Origin of the sequence: Variovorax sp. RO1 (assembly GCF_002849325.1) — a bacterium.
Classification (GTDB): domain Bacteria; phylum Pseudomonadota; class Gammaproteobacteria; order Burkholderiales; family Burkholderiaceae_C; genus Variovorax.
On record NZ_PKMT01000001.1, the window covers coordinates 1,440,426 to 1,455,530 of the forward strand.

The 15,105-nt window shown below is 69.2% G+C and carries 18 protein-coding genes; 10 read left to right on the plus strand and 8 right to left on the minus strand.

What is annotated here, in order from left to right; all coding sequences use genetic code 11:
* Nucleotides 1-79: 79 nt before the first annotated feature.
* From CY658_RS06960 to CY658_RS06975, 4 genes are all read right to left on the minus strand, one after another.
* Nucleotides 80-1,609: a TolC family outer membrane protein gene (locus tag CY658_RS06960; RefSeq protein WP_101489440.1), complete on the minus strand. Its 1,530-nt coding sequence runs from the start codon at nucleotides 1,607-1,609 to the stop codon at nucleotides 80-82.
* A 24-nt stretch (nucleotides 1,610-1,633) separates the two neighbouring features.
* On the minus strand, nucleotides 1,634-1,987 hold the full coding sequence (locus CY658_RS06965) for a rhodanese-like domain-containing protein (RefSeq protein ID WP_070062458.1): 354 nt from the start codon (nucleotides 1,985-1,987) through the stop codon (nucleotides 1,634-1,636).
* Between the two features lie 16 nt (nucleotides 1,988-2,003).
* On the minus strand, nucleotides 2,004-2,681 hold the full coding sequence (locus CY658_RS06970) for a protein-L-isoaspartate O-methyltransferase family protein (protein ID WP_101489441.1): 678 nt from the start codon (nucleotides 2,679-2,681) through the stop codon (nucleotides 2,004-2,006).
* A 94-nt stretch (nucleotides 2,682-2,775) separates the two neighbouring features.
* Complete coding sequence (locus CY658_RS06975) at nucleotides 2,776-3,456, minus strand: TetR/AcrR family transcriptional regulator (RefSeq protein ID WP_101489442.1); 681 nt, start codon at nucleotides 3,454-3,456, stop codon at nucleotides 2,776-2,778.
* Nucleotides 3,457-3,561: 105 nt separating this feature from the next.
* Between CY658_RS06975 and msrA the strand changes: the two genes are divergently transcribed.
* From msrA to CY658_RS07005, 6 genes are all read left to right on the plus strand, one after another.
* A complete protein-coding gene (gene msrA, locus CY658_RS06980) occupies nucleotides 3,562-4,113 on the plus strand; it encodes a peptide-methionine (S)-S-oxide reductase MsrA (RefSeq protein ID WP_101489443.1) in 552 nt (183 codons plus the stop codon).
* Between the two features lie 25 nt (nucleotides 4,114-4,138).
* The gene (locus tag CY658_RS06985; RefSeq protein ID WP_257884777.1) at nucleotides 4,139-4,534 is read left to right on the plus strand and encodes a hypothetical protein; all 396 of its coding nucleotides are present in this window, start codon (nucleotides 4,139-4,141) and stop codon (nucleotides 4,532-4,534) included.
* 84 nt (nucleotides 4,535-4,618) lie between these two features.
* Nucleotides 4,619-6,715 carry a TonB-dependent receptor gene (locus tag CY658_RS06990; protein ID WP_101489445.1) on the plus strand — a complete coding sequence of 699 codons (2,097 nt, stop codon included), beginning with the start codon at nucleotides 4,619-4,621 and terminating at the stop codon, nucleotides 6,713-6,715.
* 163 nt (nucleotides 6,716-6,878) lie between these two features.
* Nucleotides 6,879-7,826, plus strand: a complete 948-nt coding sequence (locus CY658_RS06995) for an AEC family transporter (protein WP_101489446.1) — start codon at nucleotides 6,879-6,881, stop codon at nucleotides 7,824-7,826.
* Between the two features lie 133 nt (nucleotides 7,827-7,959).
* Nucleotides 7,960-8,337, plus strand: coding sequence for a hypothetical protein (locus tag CY658_RS32710; protein ID WP_180838882.1), 378 nt, complete (start codon nucleotides 7,960-7,962; stop codon nucleotides 8,335-8,337).
* A complete protein-coding gene (locus CY658_RS07005) occupies nucleotides 8,337-9,548 on the plus strand; it encodes an OmpA family protein (protein ID WP_101489447.1) in 1,212 nt (403 codons plus the stop codon). The genes CY658_RS32710 and CY658_RS07005 overlap by 1 nt, the downstream gene beginning before the upstream one ends.
* Before the next feature lie 7 nt (nucleotides 9,549-9,555).
* Here CY658_RS07005 and pdxH read toward each other — a convergent pair whose 3' ends face one another.
* Nucleotides 9,556-10,209: a pyridoxamine 5'-phosphate oxidase gene (gene pdxH / locus CY658_RS07010; RefSeq protein WP_101490264.1), complete on the minus strand. Its 654-nt coding sequence runs from the start codon at nucleotides 10,207-10,209 to the stop codon at nucleotides 9,556-9,558.
* 29 nt (nucleotides 10,210-10,238) lie between these two features.
* Here pdxH and CY658_RS07015 point away from each other — a divergent pair, with 29 nt between their 5' ends.
* Nucleotides 10,239-10,808 (plus strand): nucleotidyltransferase family protein, encoded by a 570-nt coding sequence (locus tag CY658_RS07015; protein ID WP_101489448.1) that lies wholly within the window; start codon nucleotides 10,239-10,241, stop codon nucleotides 10,806-10,808.
* 17 nt (nucleotides 10,809-10,825) lie between these two features.
* Here the strand turns inward: CY658_RS07015 and CY658_RS07020 are convergent, their stop codons facing one another.
* On the minus strand, nucleotides 10,826-11,365 hold the full coding sequence (locus CY658_RS07020) for a superoxide dismutase family protein (protein ID WP_101489449.1): 540 nt from the start codon (nucleotides 11,363-11,365) through the stop codon (nucleotides 10,826-10,828).
* On the minus strand, nucleotides 11,362-12,054 hold the full coding sequence (locus CY658_RS07025; RefSeq protein ID WP_101489450.1) for a gamma-glutamylcyclotransferase: 693 nt from the start codon (nucleotides 12,052-12,054) through the stop codon (nucleotides 11,362-11,364). Before CY658_RS07025 ends, CY658_RS07020 begins: the two co-directional genes overlap by 4 nt.
* Before the next feature lie 135 nt (nucleotides 12,055-12,189).
* Here CY658_RS07025 and CY658_RS07030 point away from each other — a divergent pair, with 135 nt between their 5' ends.
* A complete protein-coding gene (locus CY658_RS07030) occupies nucleotides 12,190-12,744 on the plus strand; it encodes an OmpA family protein (RefSeq protein ID WP_101489451.1) in 555 nt (184 codons plus the stop codon).
* A gap of 52 nt (nucleotides 12,745-12,796) precedes the next feature.
* Here the strand turns inward: CY658_RS07030 and CY658_RS07035 are convergent, their stop codons facing one another.
* The gene (locus tag CY658_RS07035) at nucleotides 12,797-13,825 is read right to left on the minus strand and encodes a LacI family DNA-binding transcriptional regulator (protein WP_101489452.1); all 1,029 of its coding nucleotides are present in this window, start codon (nucleotides 13,823-13,825) and stop codon (nucleotides 12,797-12,799) included.
* A gap of 228 nt (nucleotides 13,826-14,053) precedes the next feature.
* Between CY658_RS07035 and CY658_RS07040 the strand changes: the two genes are divergently transcribed.
* Entirely contained in the window at nucleotides 14,054-14,581 is a 528-nt protein-coding gene (locus CY658_RS07040) for a gluconokinase (RefSeq protein ID WP_101489453.1), read from the plus strand.
* The gene (locus tag CY658_RS07045; RefSeq protein ID WP_101489454.1) at nucleotides 14,578-15,102 is read left to right on the plus strand and encodes a TRAP transporter small permease; all 525 of its coding nucleotides are present in this window, start codon (nucleotides 14,578-14,580) and stop codon (nucleotides 15,100-15,102) included. The genes CY658_RS07040 and CY658_RS07045 overlap by 4 nt, the downstream gene beginning before the upstream one ends.
* Nucleotides 15,103-15,105: the final 3 nt, after the last annotated feature.

Consider the following 15,105-nt stretch of genomic DNA (forward strand, 5'->3'; position numbering starts at 1 on the left):
CCAACGAGCGCTGCAACGGGTTCGAGGCCGTTGTGCCCCCACCCCGACCCTCCCCTAGCGGGGGAGGGAGAAAAACCGTTCAGCGCAGCGGCGGATTCAGGATCACCGGCGGCGGCGGAGCCGACGGCATCGTCGGCGCGGGCGGGTTGAATGGCTGCACCGGCACTGGCGGCACCACTGGAATGGCCGGCGGCGTCACGGGCACCACGGGCGCCCCCGTCGTCGCGGCAGGCACTGCAGGCGTGCTGCCATTGCGCGCCAGCGTCGCGTTGATCGCGTTCATGTCGTCGGTCGTCAGCGTGCCGTTGGCCTGGCGCAGCTTCAGGTTGCCCAGCAGCACGTTGTAGCGCGCCTGCGCGAGGTCGCGTTTGGTCTGGAACAGCTGGCTTTGCGAGTTGAGCACGTCGATGTTGATGCGCACGCCCACCTGGTAGCCCAGCTTGTTCGCGTCGAGCGCGCTCTGGCTGGAGGCTTCGGCGGCTTCGAGCGCCTTCACCTGGCCCGCACCCGACACCAGCCCGAGGTAGGCCGCACGCGTGGCCTGCGCCACGCTGCGGCGCGTGCCGTCGAGCACGCTGCGCGACTGGTCTTCGAGCGCCAGCGTTTCCTTGATGCGGTTCTCGGTGGCAAAGCCCGCGAACAGCGGCAGGTTGAAGGTGACGCCGACCGTGGCGGCGTTGACGCGCGTGCCCACGGTGCTGGTGCTCGTGCCGGTCGGGTTGCGCGTGACGTTGTAGCCCAGGTTGGCGTCGAGCGTGGGCTTGTGGCCGGCCTGCGCCTTCTGCACCTCGAGCCCAGCCACGTCCAGACCCAGGCGTGCCTGCTGGATCGCCGGATGCACCTCGTCGGCCTGCGCGACCCAGGCGTTGATGTCGGCAGGTTGCGCCGTCGGCAGCACGACGGGCACAGCCAGCGGCACGGGCACGCTGCCGGGGCGGCCGACGAGCTGGTCGAGCACGATCTTCTTGACCTGCAGGTCGTTCTCGGCGGCGATCTCTTGCGCGATCACCAGGTCGTAGCGGGCCTGGGCTTCGCGCGAGTCGGTGATGGTGGAGGTGCCGACCTCGAAGTTGCGCTTGGCCGAGGCCAGCTGCTCGGCCACGGCGACTTTTTGCGCGCGCACCAACGCCAGGCTGTCCTGGCTCGCGAGCACGTCGAAGTACGCCTGGCTCACACGCACGATCAGGTCCTGCTCGGCGGTGGTGAGCACCGCCAGCGCAATCTCCGTCTGGCGCTTGCCCTGCTCGTAGGTGGCCCAGTTGGCAGGGCGGTACAGCGGCTGCGTGGCGTTGATGCCGACGTTCTGCGTGTTGAAGTCGCGCGAGGCGCTGGCGCCGCGGCTTGTGCCCGTGAGGGTGTCGATGTCCAGGTTGCTGCGGTTCACGCCGGCCGTGAGCCCGACGGCCGGCAGGATGCCGGCCTTGGCCTGCGCCGCACGCGCCAGGTTGGCCTCGTACTGGGCTCGCGCGCCCTGGTAGGTGGCGTCGAAGCCGCGCGCGGAATCGTAGAGTTCGTTCAGTGTCTGGCCCTGGGCCGGCAGGGCGAGCAGGCCTGCAATGACGCTTGCGAGGGCTGCGGAAAGTGGCAGAAGCCGGGGCCTGGGAGGCATTGAACGTCCTTGGGAGCGAAAGAATCAGTAGCGCGGCACGCTCGGATCGTGCTGCGCGGACCAGGCGTCGATGCCCCCCGCCACGTTGGCGAGCGAGTCAAAGCCGTTCTGGTGCAGAAAAGCGGCCACGCGCTGGCTGCGGGCGCCGTGGTGGCACAGGCAGGCGATGCGGGGCGCGGGCTGTCCGTCGCCGGCGGCGAGTTCGGCCAGCCGGCCGGGGATCTCGTTCATCGGGATCGCGACCAGCGTGAAGCCCTGCGGCGCGACGCTCGCCGTCTGCAGCTCCCAGGGCTCGCGCACGTCGAGCAGCACGGGGGCAGCGTCGGCGTCCTGGGCGAACCAGGCGGCCAGGTCGGCGGGGCGGACTTGATCGATCATTGGCTGGGCCGCTCGATCAGAACGCGAAGCGCGAGGGCTCGGGGAAGTTCAGCAGGCGCGGCGCCACGGTGTCCCAGGGCTGGATCGTGTCCCACTTGCTTTCGCTGGTGCGGGTCACGAAATGGGCGCGCATCATGGGCTCTTCGCCGACGATGGCCGAGAGGCGGCCGCCGACCTTGAGCGAACCGAGCAGGTTCTGCGGAATGCGCGCGACCGAGCCGCTGAGCACGATCACGTCGAAGCTCGGGCCGCTGGCCAGCGGCACGGCGCCGTCGGCGTGGCGCACTTCAACGTTCGTCACGCCGTTCTGGCGCAGCGTGTCGGCGGCGCGGGCGGCCAGCACGGGGTTGATCTCGAGCGACAGCACCTGGGCGGCGCGGGCGCCGAGCAGGGCGGCCATGAAGCCGGAGCCGGTGCCGATCTCGAGCACCGATTCGTGCTTCTGGATGTGCAGGTCCTGCAGGGTGCGGGCTTCGACCTTGGGCGACAGCATGAATTCGCCGGGCACCGAGCCGTCGAGCAGCGGCAGTTCCATGTCGAAGAAGGACAGCGTGCGGTGCGCGTCGGGCACGTAGTCTTCGCGGTGAATCTCGGCCAGCAGCTCGAGGATGTCCGACTCCAGCACGTCCCAGGGACGGATCTGCTGTTCGATCATGTTGAAGCGCAAGCGCTCGAGGGTGGGCGTGGGGTTCATGGCGTGGCTTTCCTTGAAGGCTCTGGACGGGACAAACCTTCAATTTTAGGTCGCACCGATGACGCCACCGCGCCAGTCGGCCATCCGATGGCCGTCATGCGGGGCTCCCGGGGCGCACGCAGAGCCCGTGAAGCACGGTTTCACACTGGGTGGCGATGAATTTTTCGGGGTCGAGCGCGCTCACGCCGTCGACGCAGACCATGGCCGAATGCTTCCAGAGCATGAGGAACACCATGGGCGCGACCACCGAATAGATGGCGTGGTCGATGTCCATCTGCACGAACTCGCCGCGGTCGATGCCGCGCTGCAGGATGCGGCGCAGCAGTTCGTGACCCGGGCGCACCACCTGCTCGCGGTAGAACTCCGCCAGCTCGGGAAAATTGCCGCCCTCGCTCATCATCAGCTTGGTCAGGCCCGAGGCCTTGGTCAGGCCGACGCGCTCCCACCAGACGTTCATGCAGTAGCGCAGCATCTCGGCCGTCGTACCCTCGAAGGCCTCGAATTCGGCGTTCCACTCTGTGAAACGGCCGCCGAGGTTTTCGACCACCACGGCCTTGAACAGCTCTTCCTTGCTCGGAAAGTAGAGAAAGAGCGTGCCCTTGGACACGCCGGCCCGGACCGCCACTTCTTCCGAGCGCGTGGCGGCAAAGCCCTTTTCGACGAACAGGTCGAGCGCCGCCGCCAGCAGTTCGCCCGGGCGCGCCTCTTTGCGCCGCGCGCGCTTGGAAGAAGGCAGCGGGCAGAACTTGTCGACGAGGGAGCGGGGGGAGGCCATGATGTTAATGACTGACGGGTTAGTAATGTAGTGACCGGCATCCGGCCCGTCAAGCCGCGACAATACCGGTCCCCCGCTTTTTCCAACCCCACCCGGAGCCGCGCCATGTCTTCTTCACCGTCGCCCACCGAAACCATCGTGCTCGGCGGAGGCTGCTTCTGGTGCACCGAGGCGGTGTTCGACCGGGTGCAGGGCGTGCTCGACGTCGAATCGGGTTACTGCAACGGCCAAACGGTAAATCCGACCTACGAGCAGATCTGCACCGGCCGCACCGGCCATGCCGAGGTCGTGAAGCTCGAGTTCGACCCGGCGCAGATCAGCCTGCGCGAGCTGCTCGAGATCTTCTTCGTGGTGCACGATCCCACCACGCTCAACCGCCAGGGCAACGACGTCGGCACCCAGTACCGCAGCGGCATCTACACGTCGAGCGACGCGCAGAAAGAAGTGGCCGACTCGGTGATCCGCGAGATCGAGGCCAGCAAGACCTACAGCGCGCCCGTGGTGACCGAAGTGGCGCCGCTGGCCAACTACTCGACGGCCGAGGCCTACCACCAGGACTATTTCCTGAACCACCCGAACCAGGGCTACTGCGCGTTCGTGGTCGGTCCCAAGGTCGAGAAGTTCCAGAAGACCTTCGCCTCGCGCGTCAAGGCCTGATCCTTCGCTTTTTCTTCACGCCCCTGTGTCCGCCACCCTCCGCCAGACCCCGACCCGCATGACGCGCACCACGCGCGCGCTCGTCGTCGCGTTGGCGTTCGCGCTCTGGTTCGCGGGCACGATGGGGCTGATGCACCGTTCGCTGCACGTGCCGGGCCTGCCCGCTGCTGCAGCAGCGGCGACGGCACAGGCCGAGCACCGGCACGACACCGGCCACACGCTGGCCAGCCTGTTCGGCGTGCACAACGACGCCGACTGCCGCCTGTACGACCAGCTCGCGCACGGCACGGGCGTGCCCGGCGTGCCGCTGGTGGTGCTGCCGATGCTGCTGCCGGCGGCCACGTTTGCTTATCTGCAGGGCGAAGCCATCGCCCGCTGGGTCGCGCTCTTCGACGCGCGCGGCCCGCCTTCCACTCGCTGAATCCCCCGTGTTCCGGTTGCTGCACCTGCCTTCGGCGGGTGAGGGTGGCCGGTCGTTCCCCGATTCAACGAGTGTTCTTTCTTCATGACCCCCCACTTCCGCCGCAACGCCATCGGCGCTGCCGTTCTTTCGCTCGCCTCGGTGGCGAGCCTGGCCCAGACCGCCGCCGCCCCTGTCGCTCCTGCTGCTGACCCCTCCAGCCTGCGCGAGGTCACCGTCACCGGCAACCCGCTGGGCGCGAGCGACCTGATTGCGCCGACCACCTCGCTGTCGGGCGACCGGCTGCTGCTGCGTTCCGAATCGACGCTCGGCGAAACGCTGAACAACATGCCCGGCGTGAGCAGCAGCTACTTCGGCCCCAATGCGAGCCGCCCCAGCATTCGCGGCCAGGACGGTGACCGCATCCGCATCCTGCAGAACGGCGGCGGTGCGCCCGACGCCTCGGCGTTGAGCTACGACCACGCGGTGCCCGTCGATGCGCTGGTGACCGAGCGCATCGAGGTGCTGCGCGGCCCGTCGGCGCTGCAGTACGGCGGCAGCGCCGTGGGCGGCGTGGTCAACGTGATCGACAACCGCATCCCGACCGAGCCCATCAACGGCTTCGGCGGCCGTGCCGATCTGGGCTACGCCAGCGGCAACAAGGAAAAGAGCGGCGGCGTGCTGCTCGAAGGCGGCAACGACCGCTTCGCCCTGCACGTCGACGCCTTCAACCGCGATTCGAAAGACGTGTCGGTGCCGATCGACCTCGAATGCAGCAAGCCCGGGCGCCCGTCGCTCGCGCGCCGCATCTGCAACTCGCAGAACCAGGCGAACGGCGGCGCGGTCGGCGGCACGCTGTTCTTCAGCCAGGGCTGGATCGGTGCCTCGACCAGCACCTACCGCAGCAACTACGGCACCGTGGCCGAGGACGAGGTGACCATCGGCATGAAGTCCGACCGCTACGCGCTGGAAGGCGAATGGCGCCCGGGCGGCTTCATCCGCAGCATCCACGCGAAGGTGAGCCGCACCGACTACCGCCACACCGAGTTCGAGGGTGCCGAAGTCGGCACCACCTTCTCGAACCTGAGCAACGACCTGCGCATCGAGGCGCGGCACGAAAAGATCGGCAACCTCGAAGGCCTGGTCGGCTTCAGCCGCGAGACCAACCGCTTCGCCGCCGACGGCGCGGAGGCCTTTGCGCCGCACAGCCGCACGCGCTCCAACGCGCTGTTCCTGCACGAGGAGCTCGGCACCTCGTGGGGCCGCCTGAGCTTCGGTGCGCGCACCGAGAAGGTCGCGGTGCGCTCGCTGGGCTACCCCGACGACCTGTCGGTGACGCGCTTCGCCATCGGCGAGCGCACCTTCAACCCGCACAGCGCGGCGTTCGGCGCGCTGGTCAACCTCACGCCGCAGTGGCAGCTGACCTCGAACTTGGCCTACACCGAGCGCGCACCGAAGGACTACGAACTGCTCGCCAACGGCCCGCACGTGGCGACCGCGGCCTGGGAGATCGGTGATCCGAACCTGGGCAAGGAAAAGTCCACCGGCTTCGACCTGGGCGCGCAGTGGAAGTCGGGCCCGAACACGGCCCGCGTGAATGCGTACGTCACGCGCTTTCGCAACTACATCGGCCTGACCGCATCGGGCCGCACGCTCGACGAAGAAGGGCAGGTCGTCACCGACCCCGAGGCGGTCGACACGCTGGCCGAGTACCGCTACGGCGGCACGCGCGCGCGCTTCACGGGCATCGAGGCCAACGGCAACCTGCGGCTGCTGGGCACCGACGGCTTCGCGCGCATGGCCGACGCGGGCACGCTCGACCTCGAGTGGCGCGGTGACATCGTGCGCGCCAAGAACCTCGACACCGGCGAGCCGCTGCCGCGCATCGCGCCGCTGCGCCTGGGCGCCACGCTGGCCTACGGCAACGGGCCGTGGACCGGGCGTGTCGGCTTCGACTACAACGCGGCGCAGCGCCGGGTGCCCGACGTGGGCGCGCGCGAGACGGATGCGTACACGCTGTGGAACGCGTCCATCAGCTACCGCATGAAGGTGCAGCGCGCCAACCTCACCTGGTACGCGCGCATGGACAACATCGGGAACAAGCTGGCCTACACGCCGACCTCGATCTTGACGACGACGGTGTTCCCGAAGGCGCCGCTGCCGGGGCGGTCGCTGAAGGTGGGGCTGCGCGTCACGTTCTGATCGCGGTGTTTCTCCCTCCCCCACTGGGGGAGGGCAGGGGTGGGGGCAAGCGGCCTGTGATGAGGCTGCGGCTTCTGCAAGCGCCGCGTGCCCCCATCCCAGCCTTCCCCCGGGAGGGGAAGGAGCAAGGCAATCGCAGAAATCGCTCGGCTATCCTCGCCGGGTGAATTCCTTCGTCATCTCCTCGCTCTTTCCCGTCGTCCTTCTCATCGCTGCCGGCTACCTCGCCGGACGGCGCCGATGGATCGGTGGCAATGCGGTGAAGGACCTGTCGAATCTCATCTTTTTGCTGCTCGCGCCCGCGCTGCTGTTCCGTGCCATGAGCACGGTGCACGTGCAGGAATTGAGCCTGAAGCCCGTGGCGGCGTACTTCATCGCCTCGGGCCTGCTGTTCGCAGGCACGCTGGCGTGGCGCGGCTTCAACCGCACGGGCGCGGTGCTCGCGCTGGCGAACACCTACAGCAACACCGTGATGATCGGCATCGCGCTGATCGGCCTGGCCTATGGCGAGGCTGGCATGGTGGTGCTGCTCACGCTGATCTCGCTGCATTCGCTTGTGCTCATGACCAGCGCCACCGTGGTGCTCGAGTTGGCCGTGGCGCGCGAGCATGCGGTGAGCGGGGCAGAGCGCCGCTCCATGGCGCGCACCGTGCTGCGCGCGTTGCGCAACGCCATCATCCATCCGGTGCCGCTGCCGATCATTGCGGGGCTGCTGTTCGCGCAGACGGGGCTCGTGATGCCCGAGGTGATCGACAAGCCGATCCAGCTGCTCGGCCAGGCCTTCGGCCCGGTCGCGCTGGTGATGGTGGGCATCACGCTCGCGCTCACGCCCATCGGGCGCCACTGGCGCGGCGCGCTGGTGCAGGCGCTGATGAAGAACCTCGTGCACCCGTTGCTGGTGGCGCTCATCGGCTGGCTGCTGGGCGTGCGCGGCATTCCGCTCACCGTGATGGTGGTGGCCGCGGCGCTGCCCATCGGCGCCAACGTGTTCCTGTTCTCGCAGCGCTATCGCAGCGCCGAAGACCTGGTCACGGCCAGCGTGGCCGTGTCGACCGTGCTGGCGCTGGGCACGCTCACGCTGGTCATGGTCTGGGTGCAGTGGTTGCCCTGACGCCCCGCATTTCCCCCACGCTTTTCGCGAACTTTTGCCCGACTGAGCGACAGCGGTAGCCCTATGCCGTTTGGCAGGGCTGGCCGTTTGGTGGGCTGGCGAGCGGCGTTCGCGCCCCTACATTTGCCGGCTGATGACGATCTACCCGGCGCGCGTTTCGCCCCTTGCCCTTGCAGTGACGGCGGTGGTCGCGACGGTGATCGCGCTGCACGGCGCGCGCGCCCATGCGGCGGGCGAGGCCAAGCCGTGCCGCACGCCGTGCCTGGCGGTTCCCAAAGCGGCTGAGGCACCGCAGGCCAAGGAAGCAGAGCCCAAGCCCGCCGTCGTGCGGCCCGCGCCGAAGCCGCGACCGCAGATCACCGCCACCGCAGCCCCCACGCCCGAGGTGCATCGCGAACCCGCCGAGCGACGCCCCGCGCCTTCCAAACGCTGCAGCGAGATCAACATGCGCGCCGCCGTGGGCGAGCCGCTGTCGGACCAGGACATGACCATTTTGAGGAGCCAGTGCTGATGACCACGAAGACGAACACCACCGTCCCCCGAACCTTGTGGCGCGTGCTGGCGCTGTGTACCGCCGCGCTGCTGGCCACCGCCTGCGCGCACCGCCCCGCGCCCAGCAGCGCCATGCCCTTCGACCAGGCCGTCACCCAGGCGGTCGACGACCTCATGGTGCAGACCCAGAAGCTGCCGGCCTTCCTGGCCAAGGTGGAGTCGACGCTGACGCAGCGCCGCATCGTGATCGACCCGCTTCTCGAAGGCGCCAGCGGCCAGCAGACCGAGGTGACGCGCGTGGCCGAGCAGCGCATCGTGCAGCGCATGCAGGCGCAGTTCAAGCAGTTCACCGTGACGCCGTTCAACGCCAACGAGATCGGCAATGCACAGTACGTGCTCAACGGCACGCTGGTGCGCGACAAGGACGCCTCGGGCGCGCCGTACCGGCTGAACCTTGCGATGACCGAGATCAAGAGCGGCATGGTGATCGCGCAGTCGGTCGCGCGCATCAGCGATGCGTCGCTCGACACGCGGCCCACCGCCTTCTTCCGCGACAGCCCGGTCAACGGCAAGGACCGCGGCGTGGAGGGCTACATCCGCACCGCCGAGACGCCGGTCGGGCAGGCCGCCGACGCGCTGTACCTGGAGCGCTTGCCGACCGCGACCGTGCTGCAGGAAGCCACCGCCGCCTACGAGGCCGGCCGCATGAGCGAGGCCCTGAGCCGCTACGAGGCCGCGTCGAAACGCGCTGACGGGCAGCAGCTGCGCATCTACAGCGGGCTGTACCTCACGCAGTCGCAGCTGGGCCGCACGGCCGATGCCGAGCGCACCTTCGGCACGCTGGCGCGGCTGGGGCTCGAGAGCAACAACCTGAGCGTCAAGTTCCTGTTCAAGCCGGGCTCGACCGACTTCCTGGCCGACCCGAAGATCAGCGCGGCCTACCCGATGTGGCTGCGCCAGATCGCGCGCCAGGCGGCGCAGATCGATTCGTGCGTGGTGGTCACGGGCCACACGAGCCGCACGGGCTCGGAGGCGGTCAACGAGCGGTTGTCGCTGCAGCGCGCGACCAGCGTCAAGGCGCGGCTGGTGGGCGAGGCGCCGCCGCTGTCGAAGAAGCTGCGCGAAGCCGGCATGGGCTTTCGCGAGAACATCGTCGGCACGGGCGCCGACGATGCGAGCGACGCGCTGGACCGGCGCGTCGAATTCAAGGTGGCAGGTTGCGAGGCCTGACGCGAACTCAGGGCGCGAGGCGTTCGCGCACCCAGTCGGCGCCTTCGAGCCGGTAGCGCAGCCGGTCGTGCAGCCGGCTCTTGCGGCCCTGCCAGAACTCCCAGCGGTCGGGCACCAGCCGGAAGCCGCCCCAGTGCGGCGGACGCGGCGGCGACAGCAGGTGCCTGGCGGCGTACACGGCGGCGTTCTTCACCAGCACGTCGCGTCCGCTGATCACTTCGCTCTGCGGACTGGCCCAGGCGCCGATGCGTGAATCGAGCGGACGGCTGGCGTAGTAGGCGTCGCTCTCCTCGGCGCTGACCCTTTCGACGCGGCCTTCGATGCGCACCACGCGCTCCAGCTCGACCCAGTGGAACTGCAGCGACGCATACGGATTGCCCGACAGCTCGCGCCCTTTGCGGCTGTCGTAGTTGGTGTACCAGACGATGCCGCGCGCGTCGTAGCCCTTGATGAGCACGATGCGGCTGGACGGCCGCAGGTCGCTGCCCACGGTGCACAGCGTCATCGCATTGGGCTCGGGAATCTGCGCGCCGATGGCCTCGGTGAGCCAGCGCTCGAACTGCTGGAGCGGGTCGGCGGCGCTGCGGGTCTCGTCGAGCTCGGCGCGCTCGTAGCTCTTGCGCAGCGCGGCCAGCGCGTCTTTGGAAAGAGGAGAAGTCATGCCGGGATTGTTGCGCACATACTCGGCCCATGACGACGACAGAGGCGAACTCCCCGACCGTGATCGTGCTGGCTTCGGGCCGCGGCGAGCGCTTCATTGCGGCCGGCGGCACGGGCTCGAAGCTGAAGGCGCTGCTCGCGGGCAAGCCGGTGCTCGAACGCACGCTCGACGCGGTGCGCGCCAGCGGCCTGCCGTGGCGGCTGGAAGATGCCGGTCACCCCGGCATGGGCGACTCGATTGCCGCGGCCGTGCGCGCCACGCCCCACGCGGCGGGCTGGCTGATCCTGCCGGGCGACCTGCCGCTGGTGCAACCCGCCACGCTGCGGGCGGTGGCCGCCGCACTCGGTGGGCGGGTGAATGCCGTGCAGCCGCAGTACCGGGGCGAGCGCGGGCACCCGGTGGGATTTGCGGCGGGCTGCTGGGCGCAACTCGCGGCGCTGGAAGGGAACATGGGCGCATCGTCCGTGCTGCGGGCGATGCGTGCGATCGATTCGGTCGTCGACCTGGCGGTGGACGATGCCGGTGTGGTGACCGACATCGACACGCCCGAGGCGCTGGCGCGGGCCGAGGCGCTCTGGCAGGCGCGTGCGGGCGCCTGAGTACTCACGCTTTTTTCTTAGTTTTGAGCAACGACCGCGCAGAGCACGCGCGGGCCGGCGTTGCCGGCGGGCTGCGTCGTGAAGTCGTCGCGGTCGCGGTGCACCACCAGGGCACGGCCACGCACGTTGTTGGCGGCACCGTCCTTTAGCGAGATCGCGTGGTTCTCGACGCTGAAGCGCGCCACGCCACTGGCATCGGCCACGAGGCTGGGCAGCTCGCCGGCATGGCTGCCGGGCGCGGAGAACTTGCCGTGCGTGCCGCCGGCCGGGTTGAAGTGGCCGCCTGAGGCATTGCCGTTGTTGCCGCAGTCGCCCTTTTCATGGATGTGGAAACCGTGCTCGCTGCCCGGCGCCAGGCCGCGCACTTCGCCGGACACGCGCACGCCGTGGTCGAGCGCGGTGAGCGTCACCGAGCCGCGCGCGGGGTTGGGCGTGACGGCTGCGGTGGGCGTCAGCTCGACCGTGGTGCTCGGCTTGCCGCCCATGCTGCCGCAGGCGGCGAGCATGGCAGTGGCGAGGAGGGCGGTGCCAGTGGCGAGGAGACGTCGATGGATCATTGGTTTTCCTTGTTGAACGGGGTGGAGGGTTGGGAGGACGCGGTGTCCGAAGACCCCGCAACGTATACCGGAGCCGGGGCGGCCCCGCAATCGGCCGGTGTCTGAAATGGCGGCTCGGCGGCCAGCGCCACCAGCCGCGCCAGCGCCACGTCGTGGATCGCATGGCGCTGCAGCTCAAGGAAAGTTTGGCGCGCGTAGTCGAGCGAGCTGCCGTAGCGGCCCACGGCATTCGCGAAGATGTGGCGGTAGCGTTCGTCGCTGAGCTCGCCCGTGAAGTTGGGGCTGCGCCGCGAAAGCGTGAAGGCCAGCGCGCGCACCGGCCCTTCGGCCGTGCCGCATTGCAGCCACTTGGGGTCGTAAACGCCGGTGGGCATCTCGCGCAGCCAGAGGCGCTTCAGCGTCTCCAGGCCTTCGGCTTTCGGCACGCGGAACACCACGCCCCGGCAGCTGCCGCCCGAGAGCAGGCCGAACACCAGGCCCGGCGTCTGCACGCTGCCGCGGTTGACCCGGCTCCACATCTTGAGCGCGCGGTGCCAGCCGTGCACCGAGGCTGCGCGCCGTTCCGCAAAACCGAACTCGGGCCGCCAGATCAGCGAGCCGTAGCCGAACAGCCAGAGATCGTCGCGGCCGCCCCAGTCGGCGATCGCGCGTTCCAGCATCGGCTGCGGGTCGCGCAGCGGACGGGGCATCGGGTCGAGCCCCGGCGGACCGGGGTCCGGCGCGCCGGCTGACACGGGGGTGTCGGAGGGGGCGCCTACAATTTCGTGATCATGGTTCACCGCACCATTATTTACCGACCCCTTTCCTACGGAGATCGCGCTTCCATGAACAACGACGACAGCCAGCAGAATTTCGCCCTCGGCTTCCTGGTGGCATTGATCGCGCTGGTGATCATGTTCGTGATCGGCATTGCGTTCTGGCACAAGGGCCTGGGCGCTGCCGCTGTGCAGGCCAAGCCTGCGGTCGCGGCTTCGGCAGCCGCATCGGCGCCCGGTGGCGCGGTGCAGGTGACCGAGGTCACCGAGACCGTGACGGTCGTGATCCCCGACGGCGCCAGCATCCGCATCGCCGGCGACGTGGTGAACTTCTACTTCGCGACCGGCAGCGCCGATCTCGCACCGGGCGCCGCCGAGGCGCTGGCCCTGGTCATCAAGGGCGTCGAGGGGGGCCGCAAGGCGGTGGTCTCGGGCTTCCACGACACCACCGGCGACGCCGCCGTTAACGAGGAACTCGCCAAGAAGCGCGCCCAGATGGTGCGCGAGGTGCTCGCAGGCCTGGGCGTGCCGGCCGAGAAGATCGACCTGCAGAAGCCTGCCGTCACCGCCGGTTCGGGCAACAACGCCGAGGCGCGCCGCGTCGAAGTGAAGCTGGTGGACTGAGCGCCCTGCGCATCCAAGCAAAGCCCGGCCTGCCCGGGCTTTTTCATGCGCCTCAGGTGCTGCCGCGCACGACCAGTTCGTAGTCCAGCTCGATGCAGCCGGGCTGCGCCAGCGTGCCACGCATGAGGCCCAGCAGCATCTCGGCGCCGGCCTGGCCGACCTCGCTGCGCGGTGTGCGCATGGTGGTCAGCGGCGGCACCATCTGGTCGCTGCCGGCCAGGTCGTTGAAGCCGGCGATGGCGATGCGCCCGGGCACCGGCACCTGCAGGCGGTTGGCCGCCAGCAGCCCGCCCTGCGCGATGTCGTCGTTGCAGAAGAAGATGGCATCGATGTCCGGCATGCGCTGCAGCATCTCCTCGAACAGGCGTGCGCCCAGCGCAATCGACGAGCGCTCGGGGCTGAGCATTTCCAGCCGCGCGTCGTACAGACCTGCTTCGCGCAGGCAGCGGCGATAGCCCTCGGCGCGCTGCAGCACGCGCGGATCGAGCTGCGCGCCGCAGAAGGCGATGCGGCGGTGCCCGCGTTCCAGCAGATGGCGCGTGACGGCGGCCCCCGCGTCCACCTGCGAAAAGCCCACGCAGGCCACACCCGGGGCGGTGCTGGTTTCCATCAGGTGCACGCAGGGCACGCCGCTGTGCGCGATGAGCTGGCGTGCCGTTTCGCTGCGGTCGAAGCCGGTCACCAGCAGGCCCGCGGGGCGGTGGGGCAGGTAGGTGCGCAGCAGCAGTTCTTCTTCGGCGCTGTCGTAGTGCGTCACGCCGATGAAGGGCTGGTAGCCCACGGGAAAGAGCGTGCGGTGCACGGCTTCGAGCAGGTCGACGAACAAGGTGTTGGACAGCATCGGCACCAGCACCAGCACCTGGCTGCTGCGCTGCGACGCCAGGGCGCGGGCGGCCGGGTCGGGCACGTAGCCCAGGCGCTCGGCCGCTTCGCGCACGCGCAGGGTCAGCACCGGGTCGACGCCGCGCTCGCCGCGCAGCGCGCGCGAGACGGTGATCGGGCTGACGGACGCGGCGCGCGCCACGTCGTCGAGGGTGATGCGGCCACTGGAGCGGCGGGTGCGGCGGGGCGCGTCGGTCAAGGGTAAATCCGGAGAAAGGTGAAGCTCATTGTTCTATAGGATAGCGCTATCCATCAAAGGGTTAACAAGTAGTTTGCGACTGCAAATAAGGTGCAGGCCAGCCGTTTTCCCTCTGAGCGACAATTGAAGAGAACCCCGATTGCCCTGGCCCGAGCCTCCGCCCGGGCCTTTTTTTGATTCCCAATGGACAGCGCTATCTCAAAATTTCAACCGCAGGCCCTCGTGGTCATGGGCGTGTCCGGATGCGGCAAGTCGAGCGTCGGGGCGGCCTGTGCCGAGGCGTTGGGCTGGACGCTGCACGAGGGCGATGCGTACCACGCGCCCGAAAGCGTCGCCAAGATGCGCGCGGGCACGCCGCTCACCGACGACGACCGCGCCGGCTGGCTGGACCGGCTGGCCGACCTGCTGGCGTCCCCGCCCCAGGGCGCCGGCCGGGTGCTGACCTGTTCCGCGCTGCGCAAGCGCTACCGCGACCGGCTGCGCCAGGCGGTGCCGCGCCTGGGCTTCGTGTTCCTGTCGCTGGACTACGAGGAGGCGCTGGCGCGCGTGCAGTCGCGCGCGGGCCATTTCTTCTCGCCCGCGCTGGTCGCGAACCAGTTCGCCACGCTCGAATCGCCCGTGGGCGAGCCGGGCGTGCTGGTGCTCGACGCCACGCAACCCATGGCGGACCTGGTGGCCGCCGTCGTCGCCTGGGCCGCCGCACCTGCTTCCGCTTCAACCACAGGGCGCGACACGCCGCCCGGAGACATCGCATGAGCCACTCTCCCCAATCTCCCTCGACACCGCCGGTGCGGCGTAAGCCGGCGCTTCAGCGCCTGGCCGAACTCTTCATGGTCGTGGCGCTGGCCGGTATGGTCGTCGCGGTCTTCGTGAACGTCGTGCTGCGCTACGTGTTCGCCACCAGCATCGTGTCGTACGAGGAAATCTCGCGCCTGCTGTTCGTCTGGCTGGTGGCCGTGGGCACCATCGTCGCGGCCTTCGAGGGCAAGCACCTGGGCTTCGACATGCTGACCTCGCGCCTGAAGGGCGGCCCGCGCAAGGGCCTGTTCTGGCTGAGCCAGCTGCTGGTGGCCGGGTGCATGGTGCTGCTGCTGAAGGGCGCGTGGGCGCAGGTGGTTGCCGGCATGGAAAGCTTCAGCACGGTGCTGGGCTATCCGCTGGCGCTCGGTGCCGCCGCCACGCTGGTGCTGGCCGTCGGCCTGCTGGTGGCGCTGGTGTTCGACCTCGTGCGCGGCGAGCCGCCGGCGAGCGCGGGCGGCGTGGGCGACATCGAGTGAGGA